This window comes from Aquimarina sp. KJ22-3 (assembly GCF_055808215.1).
Window position 1 is genome coordinate 3,117,698 of record NZ_CM147859.1, and the last position, 25,685, is coordinate 3,143,382.

Consider the following 25,685-nt stretch of genomic DNA (forward strand, 5'->3'; position numbering starts at 1 on the left):
TTTATACACCTAAGGATTAATATTTTAACTTTTGTTTAATCTAGTTTTATTGTAAATTAAAGGCACATTAGCCATACTTAGATATAGTAATTCATTATTGAAAATGATAAAATACTATGATTTAGGTTTTACTACGGTCGAAGTTCATCAAAATTACCTCACCAATACTATTTCTTCTGGTTTTTTGGTTTTACCCGAGCATAACAAGATTCTATTAGAATTTGTAAATACCCATTTTAACAACAGAAACTTTGTGTACATCTCTAATCGAATACACTCATACGCAGTGAATCCCACCGTATACCACGAAACCAAAAAGATCGATAACATGCTTGGTATCGCTGTAGTATCAAAGAACCCCAGACAAAAATTGCTTTCTGAACTAGAGGGTTCTTTCTACAAAAAAGACTTAAAGTACTTTTCTTCTATGATTGAAGCTCTACGATGGAAAGATGCATTGCTTAAAAAAGCAGCATCAGTCTAACAATACTCTTATAAAACTAAAATAAGCTTCTTTTTTCTCGAAAGAGGCATCGAATAAAAGTGGCCATTCTGGTCTGCCATTATTTTCTGGAATCAACCATGTATCATCATCTTTAAGTCCCCAAAGCGTAATCGCATACTTTTGAGCTTGTGGAATACCATCAAATATCTCTACTATCTCCGCTACCCTTGCTGCCTGGGCCATAGATCGCTCTACAGTGAATTCAGTTAAATCATCAGCAGCGTTTACTTTTACATCAAGTTCTGCAAAATGTATAAGTACATCTTTTGCAACCAACTCGTCGGTAGCATCCTGTATTTCTTGTCTACTTGGAAAATTATAATCTATATGCATTTGATATCCTACTCCGTCAATTAAATTGCTAGCCTTCAAATTATCTACCATCGCCAACACTTTACCTCTTTTGGTAGCATCAAAAGTCATATTGTAATCATTATAAAACAGTTTTACATCTGGATCAGCGGCTCTTGCAAATTCAAAACACTTTTGAACATAGTTCTCCCCCATTCTTTGCAAAAACAAGGTATTTCTCCATTGTACGCCTGGATCATCGTCAATAGCTTCATTTACTACATCCCAAGAGTTGATTTTACCTTTATATCTGGTAAACACCGCATTAATATATTGCTCGATCAAATCTTCAAATTCCTGATCTGTTCCTGCAAAATTTTCTAATGCTTCCGGTACGCTACGATGCCAAATCAAAGTATGACCATGCACATTCATACCATTCGTTTCAGCATAGTTGATCAATGCATCTACTTTACTCCAATCATAAATGATATTACCTGACCCATCAATGCCCGTAAATACAGAAGCCATTTTCATATCATTCTCGGCAGTAATGCTATTGAACTCTCTTTTATACACCTCATCATAGGCAACTATTTGAGTCCTAGCGGCAGAAACGGCTACGCCAACTAGAAAATTATTTTCTGCTGCTTGCTTCAATGTGACATCAGCAGCAATTTCGGTATCGGTACTTACATTGATAATATTCGAATTTCCCGAGATTCCTCCATCCACAACAGCTCGTACTCTATAATAATATTGGGTGTTTTGAGCTAGTCCTGACACGGTTTCAAACAATTGATTCACTGATCTGTTTTCATACCCCTGCAAAAATGAAGAAAAACCTGCATTATCTGAGACATCCAATTGGTACTCTCCTGCTCTAAATACCGGATCCCAATTTGCTCTAAAACTGGTAAAAGCTATTTCTGAGGCTGCCGTTGCAACTGGCGATGATACTGTCCCCTGCCCCTGATCATGATCATCACCAGAGCATGAGACAAAAAATATCATGGCAAAACATACCACTGCCAGGAAAGGTATTCTACTTAATTCTTTTATTCGTAACATATTTTTTTGAGATTTACAAGGAGAAGGTCTTACAACAAAAGTTGAATTCCTTTCTCCCTGTTTGTATTACTGTCTTTATTAATCTACTACTTATTTATTCCAGTTCTAAAACTTCGAATTTGATATTATCATATTTGTATCCAGACGGAACTACTCCTGCTCCTCCTTCGTGGCTGATCTGCATTTTTACCGCTATAATCGTAGATGGATTTACATCACCATTACTCTGATTACCAGGATCAAAACTGAAACCAAAATCAGACATTCTTAATCGTAAGGTTTGCCATCCTGTACCTTCCAATGGAACTTTGAATAGCCAATTACTTCGATCATCTTCCAGAACAAATTCCATCACTGTTCCTGGAAAACCATCTCCGTTAATATCAATGATCAAAAATGCATTCTCGGCATCTGTAGAAGTTGTCACCGACGCAATGCTTTGGTGTGAGCTTCCCGTAAAAGGATCAGTACCCGTATCATCCCATACAATTTCGGCTCCTGTACTTCCGTCCGCTCCAATTCCAGCTGAAATACGGAACATGTTGTCTCCATAGCTAAACCAATCCGAAGGATAATCATCATTGATACTAGGAATTCCGTTTCCTTCAAAATCTGTGATCAAAATTTCAACAATACCTCCAAGAATTGGTAAATCTTTTGAGACGGATCCGGCAGCAGTAACCAGAGTAAATTCTGTAGTTTCGGTTTTTCCTTCTGGGAATATAAAGGTGAGTTCTTGCGGAGAAACCACGGTAAATCCTCCCACCGATTCTCCATCGATCAAAACATCTTCAACATTAAAAAACCAATCTCCAAATACTCGAATTTCAACACCAGCTTCGGCTTTATCCGGAGCAAAAGTATCCTGAACAGTTAAAGTAGGTTCTGGTTGAATGATTTCAAATTCTGTAGACACCGTAGTTCCAAACTGATTTTTAAAGGTTACATTTTGATTTCCAAAACGACTTCCCAGATCTACATCAAAGGGAACATTAAAAAAAAGTGCCACATCAGAATTCAAAGTAGTATTAAAGCCTACATTAATTTTATCATCAAAAATGATCTCTTTCATATTGCTTAGACCACTACCTTCTACTCTTACTAGAACGTCTGGGAAACCCGAATTGATCCTTGGGTCATCTCCCAACGATAATATATTTGAGATTACAGGATCTCCAAAGGTTTCTTCTTTACTATCATTCTCACAAGAGGATAATACTATGAATCCCAATAATGGTAAACATAAAACCAGTAAGTTATAGATAGAAAATCTTGATTTATTATTTCTTATCATGATGTATCGTATTAATCATTAATTACATAATCTACCGCTGGACTTGTTGTGTCAATAAATGATAACTCCGCCGCTGGAATAGGGAAAAGAAAATTAGCGTTATCTATATCGGTTACAAACACAGGATCGGTATCTAATGGCACTAGGCTATTTGCCGTACCTCTGTTCTGTACTCTGATAATATCTCTTGCCATGGCTCTATCCATTCGCAGCAAATCCAGCCAGAATTTACCAGCTTCCAAGGCCAATTCTATTCTTCTCTCATTCATGAGATCCTCTTTGCTGATCATCATTTTTTCTGCAAGACCAGCTCTTCTTCTCACCTGATTAAACGCCTCTATGGCTTGTGCATCTCCAGTAGACGCTCCGTTTCCTAAAATAGCTTCGGCGTATATCAATAAGATATCTGCATACCTCATCAGTTGAGTACTCATTTCAGTTCTCATAAAAAATACGTTAGGATGTTCATTTAGAGAGCCCACCACATATTTTCGATATCGAATTTTGGTGGCCGAGTTATCTCCATTTTCAGGAAAAGTATACCCTCCATCCACAGTTTTTAACTCATCATACTGTCGCCCGGGTTCCATAATGATCCATTTACGACGTAAATCCTCTTCTCCGGGATCTGCTACCTTGTCAAACGCCAAAAACAAATCTATACTTGGAGCTACAGAACCAAAAGCTCCGTTGTTCCCTACCAAATCATCATCATCGATCAAGTACGCCTGATTGGTATTTTGAATCCCCCACAATCCATTGATCGAAGTCCAAACCCATCTATAAATCCCTTCTCGGTTTACACTTAGCGATGGGTTTATAAATTGATCCTGATAATTAGTCTGCAGACTATGTAATCCACTATCGATAACCATTTTTGCATATGCTCTGGCGTTTTCATAGTCTTTTAAGGTCAGATACATTTCTGCAAGAAATGCCCAGGGAGCTGTTTTCCCTACTCGACGTTGATCCGAAGGATTAAGCGGTAATAGATCTGCAGCTTTTTTCAAATCGCTTTCGATAAAGGCGTAGATACTAGGTACTGTATTTAAACGGTACCTTGTAGAGGTATCTGCTGTAATTTGATCAATCACAGGAATCTCTCCCCACAACCTGACCAAATAGAAGTATGCAAAAGCTCTTACAAATCGAGCTTCTCCTTCTACCTGATTTTTAACCTCTTCAGAAATATCAGGACTTAAGCCTTGGTCAATAATCTTTAATAGTTGATTGGCATCTGCTATTCCTTTGTAAAAACCTTCCCAGCCTTCTAAAAGTGTTCTGTTATTGACTCCCACCGCAAACAGTTTATAAGGCGCATCAGCTTCGAACCCTATAGAATTACCCGCCAACATATCCAAAGAATACATAAACTTGTCATTGGTGGTAAAAAAGGCCTGACCATATAGTGTATTTGCACCAGCTAGTAATTGATCATCGGTCATATAAAAATTATCCTCGGTAATCGTATCTACTACCGGTACTTCTAAAAAATCGTCTCCACAAGAAGCGAGAAAGATCAACATCAAAACGTGTGTAAAAACTTTATAACTATTTTTCATACCCATCATATTATTTTCCTTTTTCATAATTAAAATTGAACATTAAGTCCAAGAGTAATAGTTCTTGGAACTGGATATCTACCAAAATCAATTCCCTTCAGTAATGCACTTTGATTTAAAGAACCTACTTCTGGGTCATAACCGGAATAATTCGTTAGTGTATATATGTTTTGTAAAATTGTATATACTCGTACCCGATCAAAAAAGTTGTTTTTACCAAATGTGTCTTTTGGCAATGTGCACCCCAATGTTACACTCTGTATCCTGAGATAAGAACCATCTTCGATAAAACGATCAGACACTCTTGTGTTTCCATTTCTATCACCATCAGAATACCTTGGTAAGCTTCCGTTAGGGTTTGCGGCACTATATCGATCAATAACAGTAGCTGCTTGATTAGAATTGAAACGATTGATTCCCTCTGTAAAAACTCTGGTATAATTGTAAATATCGTTCCCATATGATCCCTGAAGAAAGATAGACAGGTCAAACATTCTGTATCTAAAGTTATTGGTAATACTGAAAGTAAAGTCCGGATGTGGATTCCCGATGAATGTTCTATCATTGGCATCAATTACACCGTCATCATTCAGGTCTTTGAATCGAATATCTCCTAGCCACGTTCCGTTGGCCTCACTAATAGAGCTTTCTGCAGGAATAGGGCCATTGGTTAATTCTTCCTGCGATCTAAACAAACCATCGGTTACAAAACCAAAGAACATTCCGATGGGTTGTCCTACTTGTGATCTTGTTAAATCAGCAATAACATCTTCGTCTTGTATCGTTCCTATAATGGCATCATCATCATTGGATAGTTCTCTGATTTCATTTCGATATAAGGAAAAGACAATGTTAGAATCCCAACTAAAATGTTCTTTGTTAATGTTCTTTGTGGATAAATTCACATCAATACCATCGTTGATCATTTCTCCGAAATTCAACACCGGAGGTTGAATACCGATAAAAGACAAGGAGTTCAAACTTCCTAAAAAGCCTGGTAAGGGTTGAATAGCTAAAAAGTCTTTTGATGTCTTTCTATATACATCTACATCCAATCGGATTTTACTATTAAAAAAACCTAGTTCTACTCCCAGGTTAGGTGAAATCAACGATTCCCAGGCTACATCTGCATTTGGGAAGTTTGCTGCACTAAATCCACTCCCAAAAGCTGTATTTACATTTCTAAGCAAGGTTCTAAAAAGGTTATCATTGATTTGCTGATTTCCACTGGTACCGTATCCTACTCTTATCTTGAAGTAATCCCATACGTTGGAAACGCTTTCCATAAAAGGTTCTTCGCTCACTACCCATGCTGCAGAAGCCGATGGAAAAACTCCCCAACGATTATTAGGACCAAATTTTGAAGATCCATCATATCGTACAGAAGCGGATAGCAAATACTTGTCTAAATAATTGTAATTGATTCTACCAAAGTAAGACGCAATAGTGCTAGACCCTTCGAAAGATTCTACCAATGATTCTTCGGCGTCACCTGTATTTAAACCATCCACCTCATTACTTGGGAAATTTGATCGTTGTCCTGACAAGCCTTGAAATTGGCTCTTCTGCGCCTCGGCCCCTAATAACAATCTAAATCTATGATCTCCAAATTGTGGTGAATAGGTCAAGTAGTTTTTAAACAGATAATAAAAACCCTCATTTGCTGACTTAAATGCTGTATTGGTATCATTTTTAATAGATCCAAAATCAAAGGTTGGAAAAAACTTTCGGTCTTTGCTGTATTGTAATCGTACCCCAGATCTGTTCTAAAACTTAAATTATTTGCTAGTTGAAAATCTAAAAATAGGTTCCCATTAATTTTATATCGTTCTAGCGTACTACTCCTAATTTCTGCAGATGCTACCGGGTTTAATGCAGCAGTATTACCCAGCACATTATCTGGAGATCCGAAGGTTCCGTCTGGATTTCTAATGGGTATATCGGGGGTTTGTCGTAGAGCTGTAGTAATGGTACCATTTCGAGAATCGTTTAACCCCACCTCTTCAAGAGAATTACTCAAATTAATATTATGTCCAAATTTCAACCAGTCATTTACCTTGTAATCCAAATTTAATCGAGCTCCAAATCTTCGTAACCCAGAATTGATGACAATTCCTTCCTGATCAAAATAATTGATCGAAGCATAAAACTTTGCATTTTCTTTACCTCCTGATAATGACAGTTGATGATTTGTGATAGGTGCTGCTCGAAAAATAGCTCGTTGCCAATCTGTCCCTTCTCCCAAAATACTAGGATCCTCGAATTGAGGAAGCGGCGGAAGATTTACCGATGGTGTTTGTCTGGCCTCATTAGTATACTCAGCATACTCTCTAAGGTTCATTATATCAATCAAAGTTGGAGCAAACTGTACTCCTCCGTAGGTTTCGTAACTAATTTTGGCTTTTCCTACCTTTCCTCGTTTTGTGGTAATCAGTACTACTCCATTCGATGCTTGAGCTCCATAAATGGCAGCCGCGGATGCATCTTTTAGTACTGTTATAGATTCTATATCATTTGGATTTAACGCAGAAAGTGGACTTACCGCTGTTTGCCCTCCTGTACCTCCAAAACGAGAAAAATTGAAAGATTGCGTAGAAGCATTGGTTACGTTTACTCCATCAATGATATAAAGAGGTTCGTTGGTTCCTGTAACCGATGTGATCCCCCTAACCCGTATAGAAACTGCTCCTCCAGGTTGTCCAGAACTTCGGGTAACGGTAACACCGGAAACTAACCCCTGAATTCCCTGATCAATATTGGGGATAGTTTGCTTTGCTAGCGTTTCTGCACTGATGGTAGAAATTGCAGAGGTTAAGTCTTTTTTACTACTTTCTCCGTATCCTATTAATACGACTTCATCCAAATCGGTGGCATCCTGAGTCATGACGATGTTGATGCGTTTTGAATCGGTGTAGGTTCTTTCTACGGTTTCCATTCCCAGGTATGAGAATTGTATAGTGTTTCCTTTTGAAACTCCATTTAACTCGTAGTTCCCGTCAAAATCTGTAGTTGTACCGTTGCTGGTTCCTTTTACCAACACAGTAACTCCTGGCAATGGCGAGTTGTTCTGATCTGTTACCATACCAGTTATACGATCTCCTTGCGATAAAACGGGTTGTATTCCAATTATGAGTATTGCAATAATTGCAAGTTTGAGTTTGATCATAAGTGTGATTTTTGATTATTAATAAACTGTTGTATAGCAATTTTTGTTTTCATATTTCTGCTTATTTAAGGGTGGTTGTTTTTGTAAGTACCTGTATTGACTCTGCTCCCTTGGGAGTGGTTTTTAGGTTAGGTTGTTTTCCTCCTACATGAAATTGAATTGATCCGGGAGTGATATCAATTTTTCCTTCTGAAGTAATACGAGCATATTGCTTTGGGGTAATTTTGAAGCTTACTTTTTTGGTTTCACCTACACTCAGATTAATCCGTTCGAAACCCACTAACGAATGTACCGGAGCATTCTCATCCTGGACGTTATGAGATATATAAAGCTGTAGCACTTCGTCTCCTTCTCTCTTCCCTGTATTGGTAACCTCAACAGTAATTGGAATATCTTCATTAAGTTTGACCTCATCAGGGATTTCCAGGTGATCATAGGTAAAATTGGTATAGGATAATCCATGCCCAAAAGGATACAGAGGCTCTCCTTTGAAGTACTTATAGGTACGGTTGGTCATATCATAGGACTTAAAATCCGGAAGGTCTTCTGTAGACTTATAAAAGGTAACCGGTAAGCGACCCGCCGGGTTGTAATCCCCAAATAACACATCTACAATGGCTTTTCCTCCAAATTCTCCTGGGTACCAAGATTCTACAATTGCTGGTATATGCTCATCAGCCCAATTTACAGCCAATGCACTTCCATTCATTAAAACCAAAACTATAGGCTTATCAAGAGCGGCTACCTCTTTCATAAGCCTTAGTTGTGATTTTGGTAAAGAAATCTCTGATCGATCCCCCTTATCAAATCCTTCTAGTACCACTGGCATTTCTTCTCCCTCAATATCAGGCGAGAGCCCTAAGCATAGTACTATTACTTCAGACTTTTTAGCCAGTTCTATAGCTGTTGATAGCAAATCTTCATCCATGTGCGCCCACACTAATTGCGCCTGTGGATCTGTATGATAATTAAAAAACTCTATTCTTATATCTTTGGCTTCCCCTTGGGTCAAATCAGCATCAAAATATCTAGTTTTAGGTTCATGGTCATCACTGAACTCAAACTTTAAAGTGTCATTGACATAAAATTTCCCTCCACTGCTGGCTCGTAATGCAATTCGATACTTACCCGTTTTTGGGGCTACCAATTGTCCTGTCCATTTTACAGAGAACTCATCCGAAACCAAACCATCAATTGGTTTTTTGGGCATCCATATAAAATCTATTACACTATCGTTTCTAGTGAATTTTGGAGTTCCTTCCCATTTTTGATTGTCAAAATATTCTCCTTTTAACCCACGGTTACTTCCATTTTTAAGGGCATTCGACGGGATCGGTTCCAGTAAAGGCCATCCTTCTGCGATATTACTTCCTTTGGCATAATGCACCTGTGCATTAGGCAGCTTCTCTTGAATTGCTTTTAAAGGGGTAATTCGGTTATGAGGAGTACCATGGTAATTCCCCAATAACACTTGTTTTGAGTTTGCATTGGGTCCTATAACTGCTATCGAGGAAATATTCTTATCCAGCGGTAATGTTTGTTTTTCATTTTTCAAAAGCACTATGGATTCTTTTGCCGTTTTCTCTGACAAGGCATAGTGCTTTTCACTGCCTACAACTTCATAAGAAAGATCAGACCAAGGCACCATATGATCAGGATCAAACATTCCTAATTTAAACCTGGCTTCCATCAATCTGGCTAATGCTCGATCAACTTTGGCTTCATCTACGATTCCTTTTAAAACAGCATCTGTAAGATTGGGATCAAAGACATTTCCACAGTTTAGGTCTGTTCCTCTATCGACTGCCAAGGCAGAAGCCTCTACAGCATCTTTGGATAATCCATGTTTATTAGGCTCCCAAAAATCATTGAGCGCCCAACAATCTGAAACCACATACCCATCAAAGCCCCATTCTTTTCTAAGAATGTCATTCAATAGTAAGTTACTCCCACAACATGCTTCATCTCTATATCTATTGTAAGCGCACATTACAGATTGTACATTGGCTTCTTTGATTGCTGCTTCAAAAGCAGGTAGATAGGTTTCTTTGAGGTCTTTGTCTGAAGTATGGTAATTGTCTTCGTGTCTGGATTTTTCTGGTCCACTATGTACGGCAAAATGTTTTGCAGTAGCAATTACCTTAAAGTATTTGGGATCGTCTCCTTGTAAACCTTTTATGAAGTTCACTCCCATTCTACCAGTGAGATATGGATCTTCTCCATAGGTTTCTTGTCCACGCCCCCATCTGGGATCTCTGAAAATATTAATATTAGGAGTCCAAAATGTAAGCCCCTGATATATCCCTCGTTTATTCTCCTTAACAAAGCGATGATGTTTTGCCCGAGCCTCATCAGAAATTACCGTACCTATTTCAAACATCAATGATTTATCAAATGTAGCGCCCATCCCAATGGCCTGAGGAAAAACTGTGGCTTCTCCTGCTCTTGCTACTCCATGCAAACATTCATTCCACCAATTATATGCAGGGATACCCAAGCGATCAATCGCAGGAGCATCATAACGCATCTGAGAGACTTTTTCTGCAAGGGTCATCTGATCTATTAAATCATTTACTCGTTCTGTGATGTCTAATTTTGGATTTTGAAATTTGTATTCATATTCCTTTTTTGCCATACATCCCATATCCAATTGCAATAGCAATGCTAGGAGAATTACGTTACAAAGCTTCAAGAGTTTTTTCATTGGTTGTTGTTTCCTATTTTATTGTTGTTTAAGATTTCATGACATAAAACTCAAAAGCAAAACAAGAAGTCCAAACACGATTCCTATCAACATAATCTCCATAAAAATCTTTAGCTTCGAATATTTTTTCTTCATGCTATTGTTTAGTCCTGAATTTTTTAACAATTTAGAAACGGATATGAAAAAATAATGCTACAAAAAGAGCATTAACTGCAAAATTTGTTGCATAACCCCAGGTAAACAAAGGGATGCTTCAGAATGAGAATACAAGGCTACATAAATGCTATTGCTAAAGGAGCATTGGTGATTAGTTCACTTTGGCAAAGACTTTATTTTGAAACCGTAAAACATGGTACCGATCACCTTTGTTGTTATTTCAATGATTGGTATTATAGTAAGCGATTGTTACGATTATAGTACGGATGGAGAGTATCTTATTATTTATTCTTGAGAATTTCCAATTGAACGACATTTCAATTTTCGGCTTTGTTAAGAAAATATAGGATTAGGATTGTTCCGTTTCTACTTCTGTCGGCAGGATACCAAAATGATTTCTAAAACACTTTGTAAAGTATGATGGTGAAGAAAATCCAACCTGGTAGCAAACATCACTAATATTATTATGTCCTTTTTCAAGAATTTGCTTGGCTCTTTGCAAACGGATATTTCTTAAAAATTGATTGGCTGTTTGCCCAGTCAGGGTTTTGATTTTTCGATAAAATTGGCTTCTGCTTAGGTTTAATTGATAGGCCAATGATTCTACACCAAGATTGGGATCATTAATATTCTCATTGATATAGTTCAACACCTTCTCTATAAAATCTTTATCCAAAGAAGTAGTGTTGGTTTCGATATCATTATCAACAATAGCACTAAAGTATTTATTAAACAGCAGTTGTCTACTGGTCAATAATTGAGATAAACGTGACTTTAGCACTCTAAGATCAAATGGTTTGCTCAAGTAAGCATCCGCCCCAGATTCTATACCTTTTAAACGATCTTCATGCATGGTTTTGGCAGTCAACATTAACAAAGGAATATGACTGGTTTGAATATCATTCTTTATTGCGGCACAAAAATCAAAACCATCCATTTCTGGCATAATCACATCGGTAATAATTATATCTGGGATTTCATTTTTGGCTTTTTCCAAACCTTCTGCACCGTTGGAAGCCGTAAAAATTTTATATCGATCGATCAATTCTCTTTTGAGATAATTACGTAGTTCGGTATTATCCTCGACTATAAGAAGTCTATGTTCTTTGGGTTCTTGTTTTTTCTCTTCCTCTAGTTCCTTTGGAGCAGACAAAACTATATTTTCAATCTTAGGTTTGTCCTCTACTGACTTACTAAGGATGATTTCATCCTGCTGAAAATGGGAATTCCCCAAAGGTAAAACTACTTTGAAAGTGGTCCCTTTACCCACTTCGCTATCCACCAGGATGTTTCCTTTGTGTAATTCTACTAATCCTCTCACCACCTCTAGCCCTATCCCTGTACCTCCGTAATACCACTTGTTAAGATTATTTACCTGGTAAAATCGCTCAAAAATCTTATCCAATTGTCCCTTTTTGAGTCCTGGTCCTGTGTCAGAAATACAAATTTCAAAAGTATTCTGCTGGCCAGTATTCTCTTCAGATTCGAGCGTGTTACTATAGATTTCTATTAAAATATTTCCTCCTTCGGGAGTAACCTTAAATGCATTGGACAAAAGATTAAAAATGATTTTCTCCATCATGCTTTTATCTACCCACCCTTCTAAGGTATCCACGTTATGCTCTACACCTAAACTTATATTTTTATGATATGCTTCTTGTTTAAAATAACTCACCACCTCGACTACAAAATCAATGATATCCAAACGCTGCGCTTTCACTCTTAACTTATTCATTTCCAATTTTCGGAAATCCATGAGCTCATTGATCAACCTGGAAAGTCGATCTGTATTTTTATGAATAACAAGATGCTTTTCTCTTATTTCATCAGGAAATTGATATTTCTTACTATTGATAATGTCAATAATTGGATTGATGATTAAAGTTAGAGGTGTTCTAAACTCATGCGAGATATTGGTGAAGAATTGTAATTTTTTATTGTTTAACTCTTCCTCTTTTATTCTTTTCTCCCTTTCGTTTTCAATGAGCTGTTTTTCTTTTATCCTATTTTGAGTTAGAGTATTCAGCAAATAAACTCCAAGTAAAAACAGTAACGCATAAGCAGCAATTGCCCAGTTTGTTTTCCACCAGGGAGGTAATATGGTAATTTTTAATTCTAATGGGGTTTCATTCCAAACACCATCGTTGTTGGCCACCTTTACTTTAAACGTATAATTTCCATAATCCAAATTGGTATAGGTAGCACTTCTCATGTTGCCTACATAATTCCAGGATTCTTCCAAACCTTTCAAATAATACGCGTATTGATTCTTTTCTGGTCTCGTATAGTTTACTCCTGCATATTCTATAGTAAAAACAGATTGTGTATGCGTTAGTGAAATGCTATCTGTTTCAGAAATCACCTGTTTTAACGGTGAGTCTGTTTCGCTCGGAATTACATTTTTATTAAATAACTTAAAACCGGTGAGGTATAGATTAGGCGTACTCGTATTGATTTTGATACTTCTAGGATTGAAGTAATCGATTCCCTTATAATTCCCAAAATACAGATTACCGGATTCGTCTCGATGTACCGCATTGAAGTTATAATCATTAGATAATAAACCGTCGTTTACATTATATCCTGAAACTTTATTGGTTTGAACATTCAACTTATGAATTCCCTGATTTCCACTCACCCAAATATGACCATCCTGATCTTCAATAATAGCAGAAACATTTTCTTCCTGCAAACCATTCTGTTGATTATACCATGTAAAAGCATTTTGATTTTCATCATACCTACACAATCCCTGTCCTCGGGTTCCAATCCAAATTATATGATCCGAACTTTCGTAAATAGATAAAATATGATTCGCATTCAGAGAGTTTTGGTTTTTTGGAGACATCTTTTGCCGAATAGAGACAATTGAATAGGTATTTTGTTCTTCTGGAACTACCTTAAACAAACCTGTGGTTGCTCCAACCCAAATATGATCATTATGATCTACAAGAACTCTTCGAATAGAACTTGTGTGTATATTTTGCTGCATGAATGTCTTACTATTATGATGTGTAATCTCATTACTATCATAATCATAAGATAATAATCCACCATAAAAGGTACCTATCCAAATTTTACCATTGGAGTCTTCTGAAAAGCTCAAAATACTATTAGTAGTTAGTGCTCCATTGGTATTTATTGGATTAAAGTTGATAAATTGTTGTGACCCTTTTTTCAAAAGAAATATGCCACTGTTCCAACTACCAACCCATAGGTTTTCTTTACTATCAAAATAAATAGCTTGAATATCATTACTAGTTAAACCTGAAAAATCCGTGCTTTTTGTATGGATATGTTTAAACTTTGAGGTTTGCGGATCATAGATATCTATTCCTCCTCCATCCATACTCATCCAAAACCTGTTCTTCTGATCCTGTACAATCCCCGTAACCGCACTTGCTTCCAAAGAATTAGCAATACTTGGCAGGCTTTCTATTTGTTCAAACTTATCGTACAACTTGTCATATACTCCGATACCACTGTTGTAATACCCCATCCAGATTCTATCATTTTTATCCAGGAACAATGACCATATAGAATTAGAACGAATACTGCTATCATCTTTTTTATCAAACAAGTAGTTTTTGATTACGTTCCCTGCTTTGTCAATATGAAAAAGCCCGTCATTCTCTGTTCCACACAAAATAGTTCCATCGGATGCTACCGCTAATGATAATATTCTCTTTGAAGTTATGGGTAAATGCAATATTTCTATATCCTCTTCTTGTCTATTCACTTTATACAACCCTGAAGATAAACTCCCAATCCAGATGTTATTTTCTTCACTAATGAATAAGGATTGAATAGGTTCTTGAATGGTTTGAGAATCATGATTAGACAAAAACAACGAAGGTCTGAGCGTTTGCGTATCGGGATCAAACTCTTTGAGACCAACATTAGTACCTGCATATACTTTACCCTTTCTATCTGTTTTCAGGGTATAAATATTCAAAATCCCGGTTTTTGAGGTTGTACTAAAACCAATATTAGGAATATGATGTACTTCAAAATCTTCCGTATCGAGCTTAAATAATCCTTTTTCAAAAACACTGACAAATAGATTCCCCTCATGATCTTCGGTAATGCTACTCACTGCCATATGGTTATTAAAACCATTATCTGCATCCTTGGTTAGGCTTATATTTTTAAATCGATCCTGACCTCTATCGTACAAACTTAAACCACTTTCCGTTCCTACCCACAACCTATTGTTCTTATCCAAATACGTACAAAAGATCATACTACTATTTATGGATACTGAATCTTTGGAGGTATCTGGATATGAGATATATTCGATACCATCATATCTATGAATCCCAGCTCCGTTGGTTCCTATCCAAATAAAACCATAGTGATCCTGTATAATGGTAGACACCGCTGTTTTTGAAATTCCATCTTTTGTGGACACAAAATTGAAATCTGTAGAAGGCTCCTGTCCCCAAAGATGAGTCATCAATAACAGGAAAGAGAAAATTGAAAATATGGTCCTATTGATGTACATAAACGAGGGGTATTACAAAAAATAAAGTTACTATCTTTTTCTGTATTTATATTTTATTGTCTTTTTTACCATCCAACTTTACCTAAAGAGTGACTCAACAAAAAGCTATTTCTGACGATAACCTCCATTCAATTATCCTGTAAAATAAGTCAATACAGAAATTACAACGACTACTAACAAAATAGACAACACCACATCCAACCATGTAAAGCTCGCTTTGGCCTCTTCTTTTTGAGATTGAGAAAGTGTTCCAAATGCCAATCCTTTAATCGCATGATAATTTGGTGGTGCGGTTACCAGACTAGTACTAATACAAACCAAAACGGAAAAAATAAACATAAAAATAGCCATATGCGCAAAGTTGATGGTGGCAAACTTATATAGTACTCCAGATAAATCGTCCTTACTAATCTCTGCAGTAATACGTAGACCGGCAATCAATAATCCGGAAAACAACGTAACAATTGCTGCTTTTGAATTTACTCTCTTCCAAATGATGCCTAGTACAAAAACTGCGGTGATAGGAGGAGCAATATAGGATTGAACACTTTGCAAATATTGATACAATACTCCGCCTCCTATTTTATTCATAATCGGAATCCAAATAATTCCCAAAATCACTACCAAAGCGGTAGCTACCCGTCCGATATTTAATAATTTCTTCTCAGGGGTTTCTGGCTTCAATTTTTTATAAATATCTATGGTGAATATCGTAGAGCAAGAGTTAAATACTGAGGCCAAAGAGCTCATCAATGCAGCCATCAAACCACCAGCTACCAAACCTTTGATTCCTGTTGGCAACAATGTTTTTACCAGTACTGGAAATACTTCATCTGCTCTTTCATATTCTAGAACTCCCTGTTTTGCTAGGGCGAAAGCTATAATCCCAGGGATCAGGAAAATAAAGATCGGAAGTATCTTGAGATAAGCACCAAAAATGGCACCTCTCCTACCAATCTTAATATTATTAGCTGCCAAAGTTCGCTGTACTATATATTGATCAGTACACCAATACCATACCCCTACTATAGTTCCTCCTATTAATAAACCGGTCCAAGGAAAATCTGGATCAGACATTGGTCTCCACATATTAAAATGATCTGAACCCGCTGTTGCTCTTAGATTTTCCCATCCTCCAACTTCTTGAAGTCCTAGATAGGTAATAATAATCGATCCGGCTATCAACACAACTGTTTGTAAGGTTTCGGTATAGATTACAGCTTTCATTCCTCCAATAATGGTATATGCTCCGGTGAAAACAACAATCCCAATAGCTCCATACCAAAAAGGAATACCCAGCAATTCTGAAACTACAATTCCTCCTGCATAAATAGTCACAGAAACCTTGGTAATTACATATCCAGCTAACGAAAACACAGACAAAAACCATCTTGAACGGCTATCGAAACGTTTTTCTAAAAACTCGGGCATGGTAAATACTTTACTACGCATATAAAAAGGGAGAAACAACCATCCCAAAAGTAATACTATCCACGCATGCAGTTCGTAATGTGCCATTGGCATTCCGGATTCTGCTCCCGTTCCTGCCAAACCTACAACATGCTCCGATCCAATATTGGAAGCAAAAATAGAGGCCCCGATTACGAACCATCCTACATTTCTTCCTGCAAGAAAATAATCTGCTGTATCTTTATTTTTTTGCAATATTACCCATACCGCTACTCCAATTAATGCTAAAAAATAGGTGCCTAGCACCACCCAATCTAATTGTCCTAAGACTGATTCCATATCCTATGATTACTGTTGTTTTTATTACACGAGAATATACTTTTCATAAAATGAAAAAACATTTACTAACAAATACTCTCTTTTTAACTTAAAATCTTAACAAAAACCAAAACTATTATATGAACGTGCAACAGCATAACACATTTGAAGCAAATCCTATAAATCATGATGCATCAAAACTTATGAAATTATTAAAATGATATGAGTAGTCTTTCTTTAATTATGAATATTCTAAAAAGTCAATTGCTATTTTGATAATGATACTGTTTCATAATAAAACGATTTATATAGTTTTTATGCGCTGAATTTCAAATTGACGCTTCTATTTAATATCACATTTGAAGCAACTCCTATAAATCATGTTGTATTTTAAAATTTAAACATTAATTAATGAGATAATGCTAATTAATTGGTGAAAAAATGATTTAAATTTCAATAAGAACTACTAAAAACTTTTAATCATGAAAAGGTCTTGATTAAAAGTAATAGCAATAAGTATTGAAACTCATATTAGAAATTTGTCCGGTATGAAAAAGAATAGAATCACTCAAAAAGCAATAGCGAAAGAGTTCAATGTATCTATCGCTACGGTATCCAAAGCACTTAGTGACAGTTATGAAATTAGTATAGGAACCAAAACAAAAATTAGAGCATACGCCGAAGCTCATAACTATAAATCATTCATGATAGATCCAAGGGTAGAGTTACAAAAAAACACCAAAACCATTGGAGTCATTATCCCAAATATGTTGAATCAATTTTTTACTAAAGTTTTTGTTGGTATCGAAAAAATAGCTACCGAAAAAGGATACAATCTTATCACCTGCATCTCTAACGAATCTCTGGAAAAGGAAGCTGGAGCAATTGAACTCTTAAAAAATTCGTATTTGGATGGATTTATTTTATCCATTGCTGAAGAAACCCAGGTTAGAAGAGATTTTAGACATTTTCAAAATACCATTAATCAAGGTATCCCAATGATGATGATCGATCGTATCACGGATGCTATCGATTGTGATAAGGTTGTTGTAAATGATAAAGAAGGAGCCTATAACGCCACCAAACATTTTATAAATACAGGATGTCAAAACATTGCTATTGTATCCAATATTCATCGTTTAAGCGTAGGTAAATTAAGATTAGAAGGATACAAACAAGCGCTTATGGAAGCGAACCTACCTATTGATGATGCCTTAATTTTGAAAGTAGACGAATTTAATGACATCAATACTTTATTGAAGATCATGCTAGATTCTAAAAAAGTAGATGCCATCCTTTGTCTTGAAGAAGACGCAGCAGTCAACACCTTAAAACTGGTGAAATCCAGAGGATACCGGGTTCCTGAAGATATTTCTATCATTGGTTTCACCAATGGGATATTACCTCGCTATGTAAGTCCTTCTATTACAACAATAAGTCAGCATAGTACCTATTTGGGTGAAATTGCTGCCAAAATGCTAATTGATAGAATAGAACAAACAGACACTCCAACAACTTACACCACCAAAGTGATTAAAACCAACTTGATAGAAAGGGAGAGTACTAAGAGTATTGTTGAAGTCTTCTAACTTCTATGTACATCATAGCTATTTAAGATATTTTATCCTTTTGTGTTTAAAATATAGAAGGTTAGGTCCAAAACTCACGAAAATTATTCGTATCGTAAATTAAAATTCCAGCTTACTCATCTATGGCACAAATGATTACATCCTATAATCTAGACTTTTGCGACCTAGATGTTTATGAAAATTATGTAATTTCAAGAATACATGAGGGTGTAACAACTACCCCAGAGAACCTCAAAATATTTGCTAAGCTGATCGACATCCACTACAAAAACAAACCTTTTGTATACATATCGCATCGGGTACATTCTTTTTCTATTAACCCAATCATTCATGCAGAGTCTTCCAAAATACCGAATCTAATGGGATTCGCTGTAGTATCTCCAGACCCACAGCAAAAACAACAATTTGAAATGGAAAAGATGTTTTTCAAAAAGGATTTTAGGTTGTTCGAAACTTTAGAAGAAGCTATTGACTGGAAAGAAGAAATCCTAAAAAAACATCACGACTAGCCACAAAAAAAGTGAAGCCAAACGACTTCACTTTCCAAATGCATATTATACAGACCCGTTTATTTTGCAATATTTACGGCCCTTGTTTCTCTGATCACGGTCACTTTTACCTGTCCTGGATACGTCATATCTGTTTGAATCTTTTGTGAAATTTCAAAAGAAAGGCTTGATGCTCTTTCATCATTTACTTTTTCACTCTCTACAATTACACGAAGTTCACGTCCTGCTTGTATCGCATAGGCCTTTTTTACTCCGTCGAATGCAAACGCTATTTCTTCCAAGTCTTTTAATCTTTGAATATAAGAATCCAACACCTGACGTCTTGCTCCTGGTCTTGCTCCACTAATGGCATCACAAACCTGAATAATTGGTGATATCAAAGAGGTCATTTCTACCTCGTCGTGGTGAGCTCCAATAGCATTACAAACCTCTGCTTTCTCTCCGTATTTTTCTGCCCATTGCATTCCCAGAATTGCATGAGGCACCTCTGTTTCTGTTTCTGGCACCTTACCGATGTCATGCAACAATCCTGCTCTTTTGGCTAATTTAGGATTCAACCCTAGTTCTGCCGCCATTACTCCACAAAGTTTAGCTACTTCTCTGGAGTGTTGCAACAGGTTCTGACCATAAGAAGACCTGTATTTCATTCTCCCTACGGTTTTAATCAACTCGGGATGTAAACCATGAATTCCTAGGTCGATTACTGTTCGTTTACCTACTTCTATAATTTCTTCTTCAATCTGTTTTTTGGTCTTCTTTACAATCTCTTCAATACGTGCTGGGTGAATTCTACCATCAGTTACTAGTTTATGAAGTGATAACCTAGCAACCTCACGACGTACAGAATCAAAACAAGATAAAATAATTGCCTCTGGGGTGTCATCTACAATAATTTCTACTCCTGTTGCTGCTTCTATTGCTCGAATGTTTCGTCCTTCTCTACCAATAATCCTACCTTTTACATCATCGCTCTCAATATTAAATACAGAAACACAATTATCTATAGCCTCTTCGGTCCCGATTCTTTGGATCGTATTGATAATTACCTTCTTCGCTTCTTGTTGAGCAGTAAGCTTTGCTTCTTCAATGGTATCCTGAATCAAAGCCATCGAATCCGTTTTGGCTTGTTCTTTTAAAGACTCTACCAGCTGTTCTTTAGCCTCCTCTGCAGACAAACCAGAAATTACCTCAAGTTGCTGCACTTGACTCTTATGTAGCTTTTTAAGTTCAGTCTGTTTTTTGTCTAGATACTCATTACGCTGATTGTACGTCTTTATCTTATCTTCTAGCTCTACATTTAATTTTTTGTTTTTAGACAGCTCGTTAGACACCTGAGATTCTTTATCTCTAGTTCTTTTTTCAGCCTCGGCCATCTTTTTATCACGAGAGAGAATTACTTTCTCATGTTCAGACTTCAGTTCTATAAATTTTTCTTTGGCCTGTAATATCTTATCTTTCTTTATTGTTTCTCCTTCGCTTTTAGCTTCTCTAACAATACTTGCCGATGTTTTCTTAGCATTTTTAATAATTTCTGATGCTTTACTGCGCTCCAGTACCTTAGCGATAATAAAACCTACCACTAACCCCACTACCGAAGCTACAATCAAAAATATAGTGTTATCCATAATTGTTGTTGATGTTTATATATAAAAAAAGCCTGCACTAGTAAAGGTTTCGTATAAACTCTGTAAAAACAGGTTTAGGGCTAACAAATTGCTCAAGAATCCGCTCAAGGCGGCGCGCTTTTACAACTTAAACTCACCCTTTTTAATTAATTCTTGTTGAGTTTATCAAAATACAACTAGTGCAGGCAGTAACCTTATTTATTTTAAAGAACGTTATGACAGATGATCATACAGCAATTCATTAAGCGCACTTAATCGGCTTGCTACATTAACCATATCGTCGTTTTTATCTATACTTTTTTGTTCGACCTGAGCCGCAAATTGCAATGCACACATTGCTAACACGTCTTGCTTATCTCTTACCGCATAGCTCTGCTCAAATTGCTTTATCATAGCATCTATCTTTTTTGCAGCTTTACGTAATCCTTCTTCCTGTTCAGGATTGATCGTAAGTGGATATACCCGATCTGCTATTGATAGTTTGATTTTAAGCTTTTCTGCCATACATATATTATTCTGAGAGTTGTGCAATACACATATCTATCTCTCTTATCAAGGCGTTTATTTTGAGCTTGGTCTCCCTTTTATATTCGTCACTGCCCAGTATTGCATTGGCATTTTTGAGTGCACTGAACTTTTCTTCCCAATGCTTTAATTCATCTTGTTGAAGTGAGGAATTAGCCTCTAATTCCTGAATTTTCTTCTTGAGATCTACATTCTGCCTTTTCATTAATTCATACTTATGAAGCAGTTTGCTTATCCTATTCTCAAGAGAATCAACAATATCAATTAAATCACTCATTATAAATTTTACACAATACTTCGTTACACAAAGTTAACATACCAATTGAAAAAACCCAATAGTTTTTCAACTAATTTTGTAGGCTTTATGTATTCGCTTCTAACTTAAGAACTTCTTGTACTTTGTTTAGAGAAGATGCTATGATTTGGTGCATATCATAATATCGATATTCTGCTAACCGTCCGCCAAAAATGACACTATCCTCTTTCTCGGCTTCTTTTTTGTATTGTCTAAATACCTCTTGATTTTGGTCATTATTGATAGGATAATACGCTTCTTTGGTGCGATCCCATTGTTCTGGATACTCTTTGGTAACTATCGTTTTTTCCTGATTTCCAAACTCAAAATGCTTGTGCTCGATTATTCTGGTAAACGCATATTCGCTATCATTATAGTTTACCACTGCATTTCCTTGATAATTGGGCATATCATGCAATTCATGTTCGAAACGTAAGGAACGATACTCTAATTGTCCGTATTTGTACTCATAGAACTCATCTATCTTTCCGGTATACACTATCTTATCTGCTAATGATAGTAATTGTTCTTTATCCTGAAAAAAGTCAACACCGGTTTTGGTTTCGACACCTTCTAACAATCCTTCGATGATCTTGTTATATCCTCCCTCAGGAATTCCTTGATACTTATCATTAAAGTAATTGTTATTATACGTATAACGTACTGGTAGTCTTTTTATAATAAATGCAGGTAATTCTGTTGCTTTTTTACCCCATTGTTTCTCGGTATATTCTTTGATTAAAGTTTCATAAATATCCTTCCCTACCAAAGACAAGGCCTGCTCCTCCAAGTTTTTGGGAGATTTTGAACCGTACTCTTCAATTTGTTTATCGATTACCGCTTTAGCCTCTTCCGGAGTTTTGGTCCCCCATAGCTGATAAAAAGTATTCATATTAAAAGGTAAATTGTACAATTTTCCTTTGGATAGAGATACCGGCGAATTGACATAATTATTAAAGGTGGCAAACTGATTTACATAATCCCAAATTCTTTTGTCATTGGTATGAAAAATATGAGCCCCATATTTATGAACATTAATCCCTTCCTTTTCCTCACAATATACATTTCCTCCTAAATGATCTCGCTTGTCGATAACCAAGCATTTTTTATCTCTCTTGGTCATCTCATGAGCAAAAACACTCCCAAAAAGTCCTGCCCCAACAATTAAATAATCATATTTCTTTTCTTTCACTAGTTCTGTTTTTAAAATCTCTATATACTGAGAGATCAATATTTGCCAAAGCTAAGCTTTTATGGTGACTTAATTTTACATATTTCCTCTCAAAAGTTGAACGAATAAAATATCATTCCATTGTAGCACAAAAAAACAAAATGTATGTATCTTTCCTTCCTGAAATTAGAACACTATGAGGAGCTATTATATATCAAGAAATTATAAATCCCTTTTTAATGCTGCTGGCAAAGCAAAAACAGATTGCGAGTGGATATTGAAGGATATGGGTTTTAAAAATCTTGGTTTCAAACAATCATCTATCCCCAATTCTGCGATCGGAACCATCAAAAACTTTTTTGGTATTTCTATCGCCTTGTTAAGACTTCCTTTCAAAAGTACATTATGCACGCAATATCCCTTAAATAAGTTTAGAAATTATGTCATGTTTATGGCAAAACTAAAAGGGTGTAAAATCATCACTATTGTTCATGATGTGCGATTTTTGAAAGGTCGAACAGGTAATGTAGATAAGGATTTAAAAAAAATCAAAGGATCCGACGTCATCATTGTTCATAATGAAGCCATGAAAAAGTGGTTTTTGGAACAAAACATAAACATCCCAGTGGTTGTGCTAGGAATCTTTGATTATATACTTCAAAAAGGATTACCTACTCAAAATAATGAAAACAAAGGAACAAAACCTTACGAAATCGTATATGCTGGAGGTTTTGGTGAAGGAAAAAATTCGTACATCTATGATTTAGATACTTTAGAAAAGAATGATTTCAAAATGAAGCTCTATGGCATTGGTTTTGATTATGAAAAACTAAAAGCCCCTAAAGAAACATCGGTTTTATCGTATCAAGGAGCTTTCCCTTCAGACGTGGTAGCCTATCATATTGAAGGATCGTTTGGTTTGGTTTGGGATGGTATTTCTACCGAAGAATGTAGTGGACAATATGGACGATATTTAATGTTTAACAATCCACACAAAACATCCTTGTATTTGCTATGTGGTCTTCCTATTGTTGTTTGGGATAAAGCAGCCATAAGTACTTTTGTTTTGGAAAATGGACTTGGTATTGCGATTAGCAACCTTGCCGATTTGAGTGATACACTAGCAAGGCTAACTCAAGAGGAGTATTTAACCATGAAAGCCAATGTTGATAAAGCCAGAACAAAAATAATTAGTGGTGGATATCTTAAAGATGCTGTAAATGCCTCCTTAAAACAAATGTAACTCTAAAAAAATAAGTAGTTTTATAATCCGTAAACACCTATTCTATTTCGTCTATGCGTTTAAGTCTTTTGATATTCATATGTAGTATTTTCTTTTGTCACGGTCAAGATGATCTCAAAACAGGATATTTTGCCCACCCTCTTGATATTGAATCTGTTGTTTCGGGTACCTTTGGGGAACTCCGATCGAATCACTTCCATTCGGGATTAGATCTTAAAACCAATGGTGAAGAAGGGCTGAATGTATACGCCAGCGCATCTGGAAGGGTAAGTAGAATAAAGGTTTCTCATGGAGGATATGGAAAAGCACTTTATATTGCTCATCCCAATGGATATACTTCAGTATATGCTCATCTTCAAAAGTTTGCTCCCGAAATTGAAGCCTATGTAAAGAAAAGACAATACGACAAGGAATCTTATGAAATAGAACTCTTTCCAAAATCCGGCACCTTAACGGTAAAAAAAGGAGATACCATTGCCTATAGTGGTAATACTGGAGGAAGCTCGGGACCTCATTTACATTTTGAAATAAGAGATAACAGATCCAGACCAATGAATCCTATGCTATTTGGAATAGAAGCACAAGACACCAAAAGACCAATTATCAATAGCCTTTGGGCCTATAGTTTGGAGAAAGAATCACATGTAAATGGAGCGCAACTCCCCTACAGACTTACACTTACTCCACAAGAGAATGGAAACTATAAAGCAGAACCTATTACTGCTTTAGGAGAAATTGGGTTTGGAGTTTCTACCATAGATAAACTGGATCTAGCACCTAATAGAAATGGTGTTTTTGAGATTACTACCGCCATCAATGGTCAGGAAAATCTTAAATTTCAAATGAATCGATTTTCATTTTCTGAAACTCGTTATGTGAATCGGCTAATCGATTATGAATACTATAAGAAGTACCGATCAAGGATCAGTAAATTGTATGTCGAACCCAATAATCCATTATCCGTTTACAAAAAGAAAGAAAACAACGGTATTTTGACCGTAAAAGATAGCCTATCTTATAGTTATTTGATTGAAATTAAAGATTTCAAAAACAATAGCACTACCATCGAGGTACCTATACAAGGTAAAAAAGTAGATCAGATCAAAATAAAAGAAACCATTGAAACCCCTGATCTTGCATTGGCTAATGAAAACTTCACCTACAATTCGGGTTTATTTGATCTTTTAATTCCTAAAGGAAGTCTGTATGAAGATACTTATCTCGATATATCGGTTAGTGGAGAAACTGCCAAAATTCATAATGATCAGACTCCGTTACACAAAAATATGACTTTGGCATTTGATGTGTCGAGATACAAGGATGAGGACCTAAAGAAAATGTATATCGGAAGAGTTATCAGCGATAAAAAATCCTCGTACTCCAGAACCTATAAGAAAGGAAAACGTTTTTCTACACGTACAAGAACATTTGGTACCTATTCACTTTTTTCGGATACACAAAAGCCGGTCATTGTTCCAATCAATGTGTCCAGTAAAAAGTGGATCTCTAGTGCTACCCATCTAAAAATTAAAATCAATGACTCTGGATCAGGGGTAAAAAGCTATCGTGGCACATTAAATGGGAAGTTTATTTTGATGGAATACGATTACAAAACCGGAATGCTGATTTATGATTTTAACGACAAAATTGTTACAGATTCAGAAAATAATTTTAAACTTGTAGTGTTAGATAATGTAGGCAATCGAGCTACATTTGAAACCACATTTTATAGAAAACCTTAAAACCA

General features: G+C 36.1%; 15 protein-coding genes, 1 other RNA gene and 1 pseudogene. 5 read left to right on the plus strand and 12 right to left on the minus strand.

The annotated features are described in order from the left end of the window. Positions 1–103: 103 nt before the first annotated feature. Positions 104–484, plus strand: a complete 381-nt coding sequence (locus tag AC0L3Q_RS14475) for a hypothetical protein (protein ID WP_473280347.1) — start codon at positions 104–106, stop codon at positions 482–484. Here the strand turns inward: AC0L3Q_RS14475 and AC0L3Q_RS14480 are convergent. The 7 genes and pseudogenes from AC0L3Q_RS14480 to AC0L3Q_RS14510 form a co-directional block, all read right to left on the minus strand. Next, positions 476–1,867 carry an endo-1,4-beta-xylanase gene (locus AC0L3Q_RS14480; RefSeq protein WP_473280348.1) on the minus strand — a complete coding sequence of 464 codons (1,392 nt, stop codon included), beginning with the start codon at positions 1,865–1,867 and terminating at the stop codon, positions 476–478. The genes AC0L3Q_RS14475 and AC0L3Q_RS14480 overlap by 9 nt on opposite strands. Before the next feature lie 94 nt (positions 1,868–1,961). Further along, positions 1,962–3,161, minus strand: coding sequence for a CIA30 family protein (locus tag AC0L3Q_RS14485; protein ID WP_473280349.1), 1,200 nt, complete (start codon positions 3,159–3,161; stop codon positions 1,962–1,964). 11 nt (positions 3,162–3,172) lie between these two features. After that, positions 3,173–4,750 carry a RagB/SusD family nutrient uptake outer membrane protein gene (locus AC0L3Q_RS14490; RefSeq protein WP_473280350.1) on the minus strand — a complete coding sequence of 526 codons (1,578 nt, stop codon included), beginning with the start codon at positions 4,748–4,750 and terminating at the stop codon, positions 3,173–3,175. A 2-nt stretch (positions 4,751–4,752) separates the two neighbouring features. Next, positions 4,753–7,889 (minus strand): annotated as a pseudogene (locus tag AC0L3Q_RS14495) (SusC/RagA family TonB-linked outer membrane protein). Positions 7,890–7,950: 61 nt separating this feature from the next. Then, positions 7,951–10,593 carry a glycoside hydrolase family 3 protein gene (locus AC0L3Q_RS14500; RefSeq protein WP_473280351.1) on the minus strand — a complete coding sequence of 881 codons (2,643 nt, stop codon included), beginning with the start codon at positions 10,591–10,593 and terminating at the stop codon, positions 7,951–7,953. Between the two features lie 505 nt (positions 10,594–11,098). Continuing rightward, positions 11,099–15,253: a hybrid sensor histidine kinase/response regulator transcription factor gene (locus AC0L3Q_RS14505; protein ID WP_473280355.1), complete on the minus strand. Its 4,155-nt coding sequence runs from the start codon at positions 15,251–15,253 to the stop codon at positions 11,099–11,101. Positions 15,254–15,385: 132 nt separating this feature from the next. Beyond that, positions 15,386–17,002: a sodium:solute symporter gene (locus AC0L3Q_RS14510; protein ID WP_473280358.1), complete on the minus strand. Its 1,617-nt coding sequence runs from the start codon at positions 17,000–17,002 to the stop codon at positions 15,386–15,388. Positions 17,003–17,529: 527 nt separating this feature from the next. On the opposite strand from AC0L3Q_RS14510, the gene AC0L3Q_RS14515 reads away from it, so the two are divergent. Then, positions 17,530–18,570: a LacI family DNA-binding transcriptional regulator gene (locus AC0L3Q_RS14515; protein ID WP_473280361.1), complete on the plus strand. Its 1,041-nt coding sequence runs from the start codon at positions 17,530–17,532 to the stop codon at positions 18,568–18,570. 122 nt (positions 18,571–18,692) lie between these two features. Then, positions 18,693–19,079: a hypothetical protein gene (locus AC0L3Q_RS14520; protein WP_473280364.1), complete on the plus strand. Its 387-nt coding sequence runs from the start codon at positions 18,693–18,695 to the stop codon at positions 19,077–19,079. Between the two features lie 59 nt (positions 19,080–19,138). Here AC0L3Q_RS14520 and rny read toward each other — a convergent pair whose 3' ends face one another. From rny to glf, 5 genes are all read right to left on the minus strand, one after another. Further along, the gene (gene rny, locus AC0L3Q_RS14525; protein ID WP_073314276.1) at positions 19,139–20,704 is read right to left on the minus strand and encodes a ribonuclease Y; all 1,566 of its coding nucleotides are present in this window, start codon (positions 20,702–20,704) and stop codon (positions 19,139–19,141) included. 55 nt (positions 20,705–20,759) lie between these two features. Next, a non-coding RNA gene (gene ssrS / locus AC0L3Q_RS14530) (6S RNA) lies at positions 20,760–20,866 on the minus strand. 51 nt (positions 20,867–20,917) lie between these two features. Further along, on the minus strand, positions 20,918–21,208 hold the full coding sequence (locus AC0L3Q_RS14535) for a cell division protein ZapA (RefSeq protein WP_473280366.1): 291 nt from the start codon (positions 21,206–21,208) through the stop codon (positions 20,918–20,920). A 7-nt stretch (positions 21,209–21,215) separates the two neighbouring features. Beyond that, a complete protein-coding gene (locus AC0L3Q_RS14540; RefSeq protein ID WP_073314280.1) occupies positions 21,216–21,506 on the minus strand; it encodes a hypothetical protein in 291 nt (96 codons plus the stop codon). An 85-nt stretch (positions 21,507–21,591) separates the two neighbouring features. Continuing rightward, complete coding sequence (gene glf / locus AC0L3Q_RS14545) at positions 21,592–22,716, minus strand: UDP-galactopyranose mutase (protein WP_473280368.1); 1,125 nt, start codon at positions 22,714–22,716, stop codon at positions 21,592–21,594. A gap of 175 nt (positions 22,717–22,891) precedes the next feature. Between glf and AC0L3Q_RS14550 the strand changes: the two genes are divergently transcribed. Then, on the plus strand, positions 22,892–23,938 hold the full coding sequence (locus tag AC0L3Q_RS14550; protein ID WP_473280370.1) for a glycosyltransferase: 1,047 nt from the start codon (positions 22,892–22,894) through the stop codon (positions 23,936–23,938). Between the two features lie 53 nt (positions 23,939–23,991). Beyond that, positions 23,992–25,680 (plus strand): M23 family metallopeptidase, encoded by a 1,689-nt coding sequence (locus AC0L3Q_RS14555; protein ID WP_473280373.1) that lies wholly within the window; start codon positions 23,992–23,994, stop codon positions 25,678–25,680. Positions 25,681–25,685 lie beyond the last annotated feature (5 nt).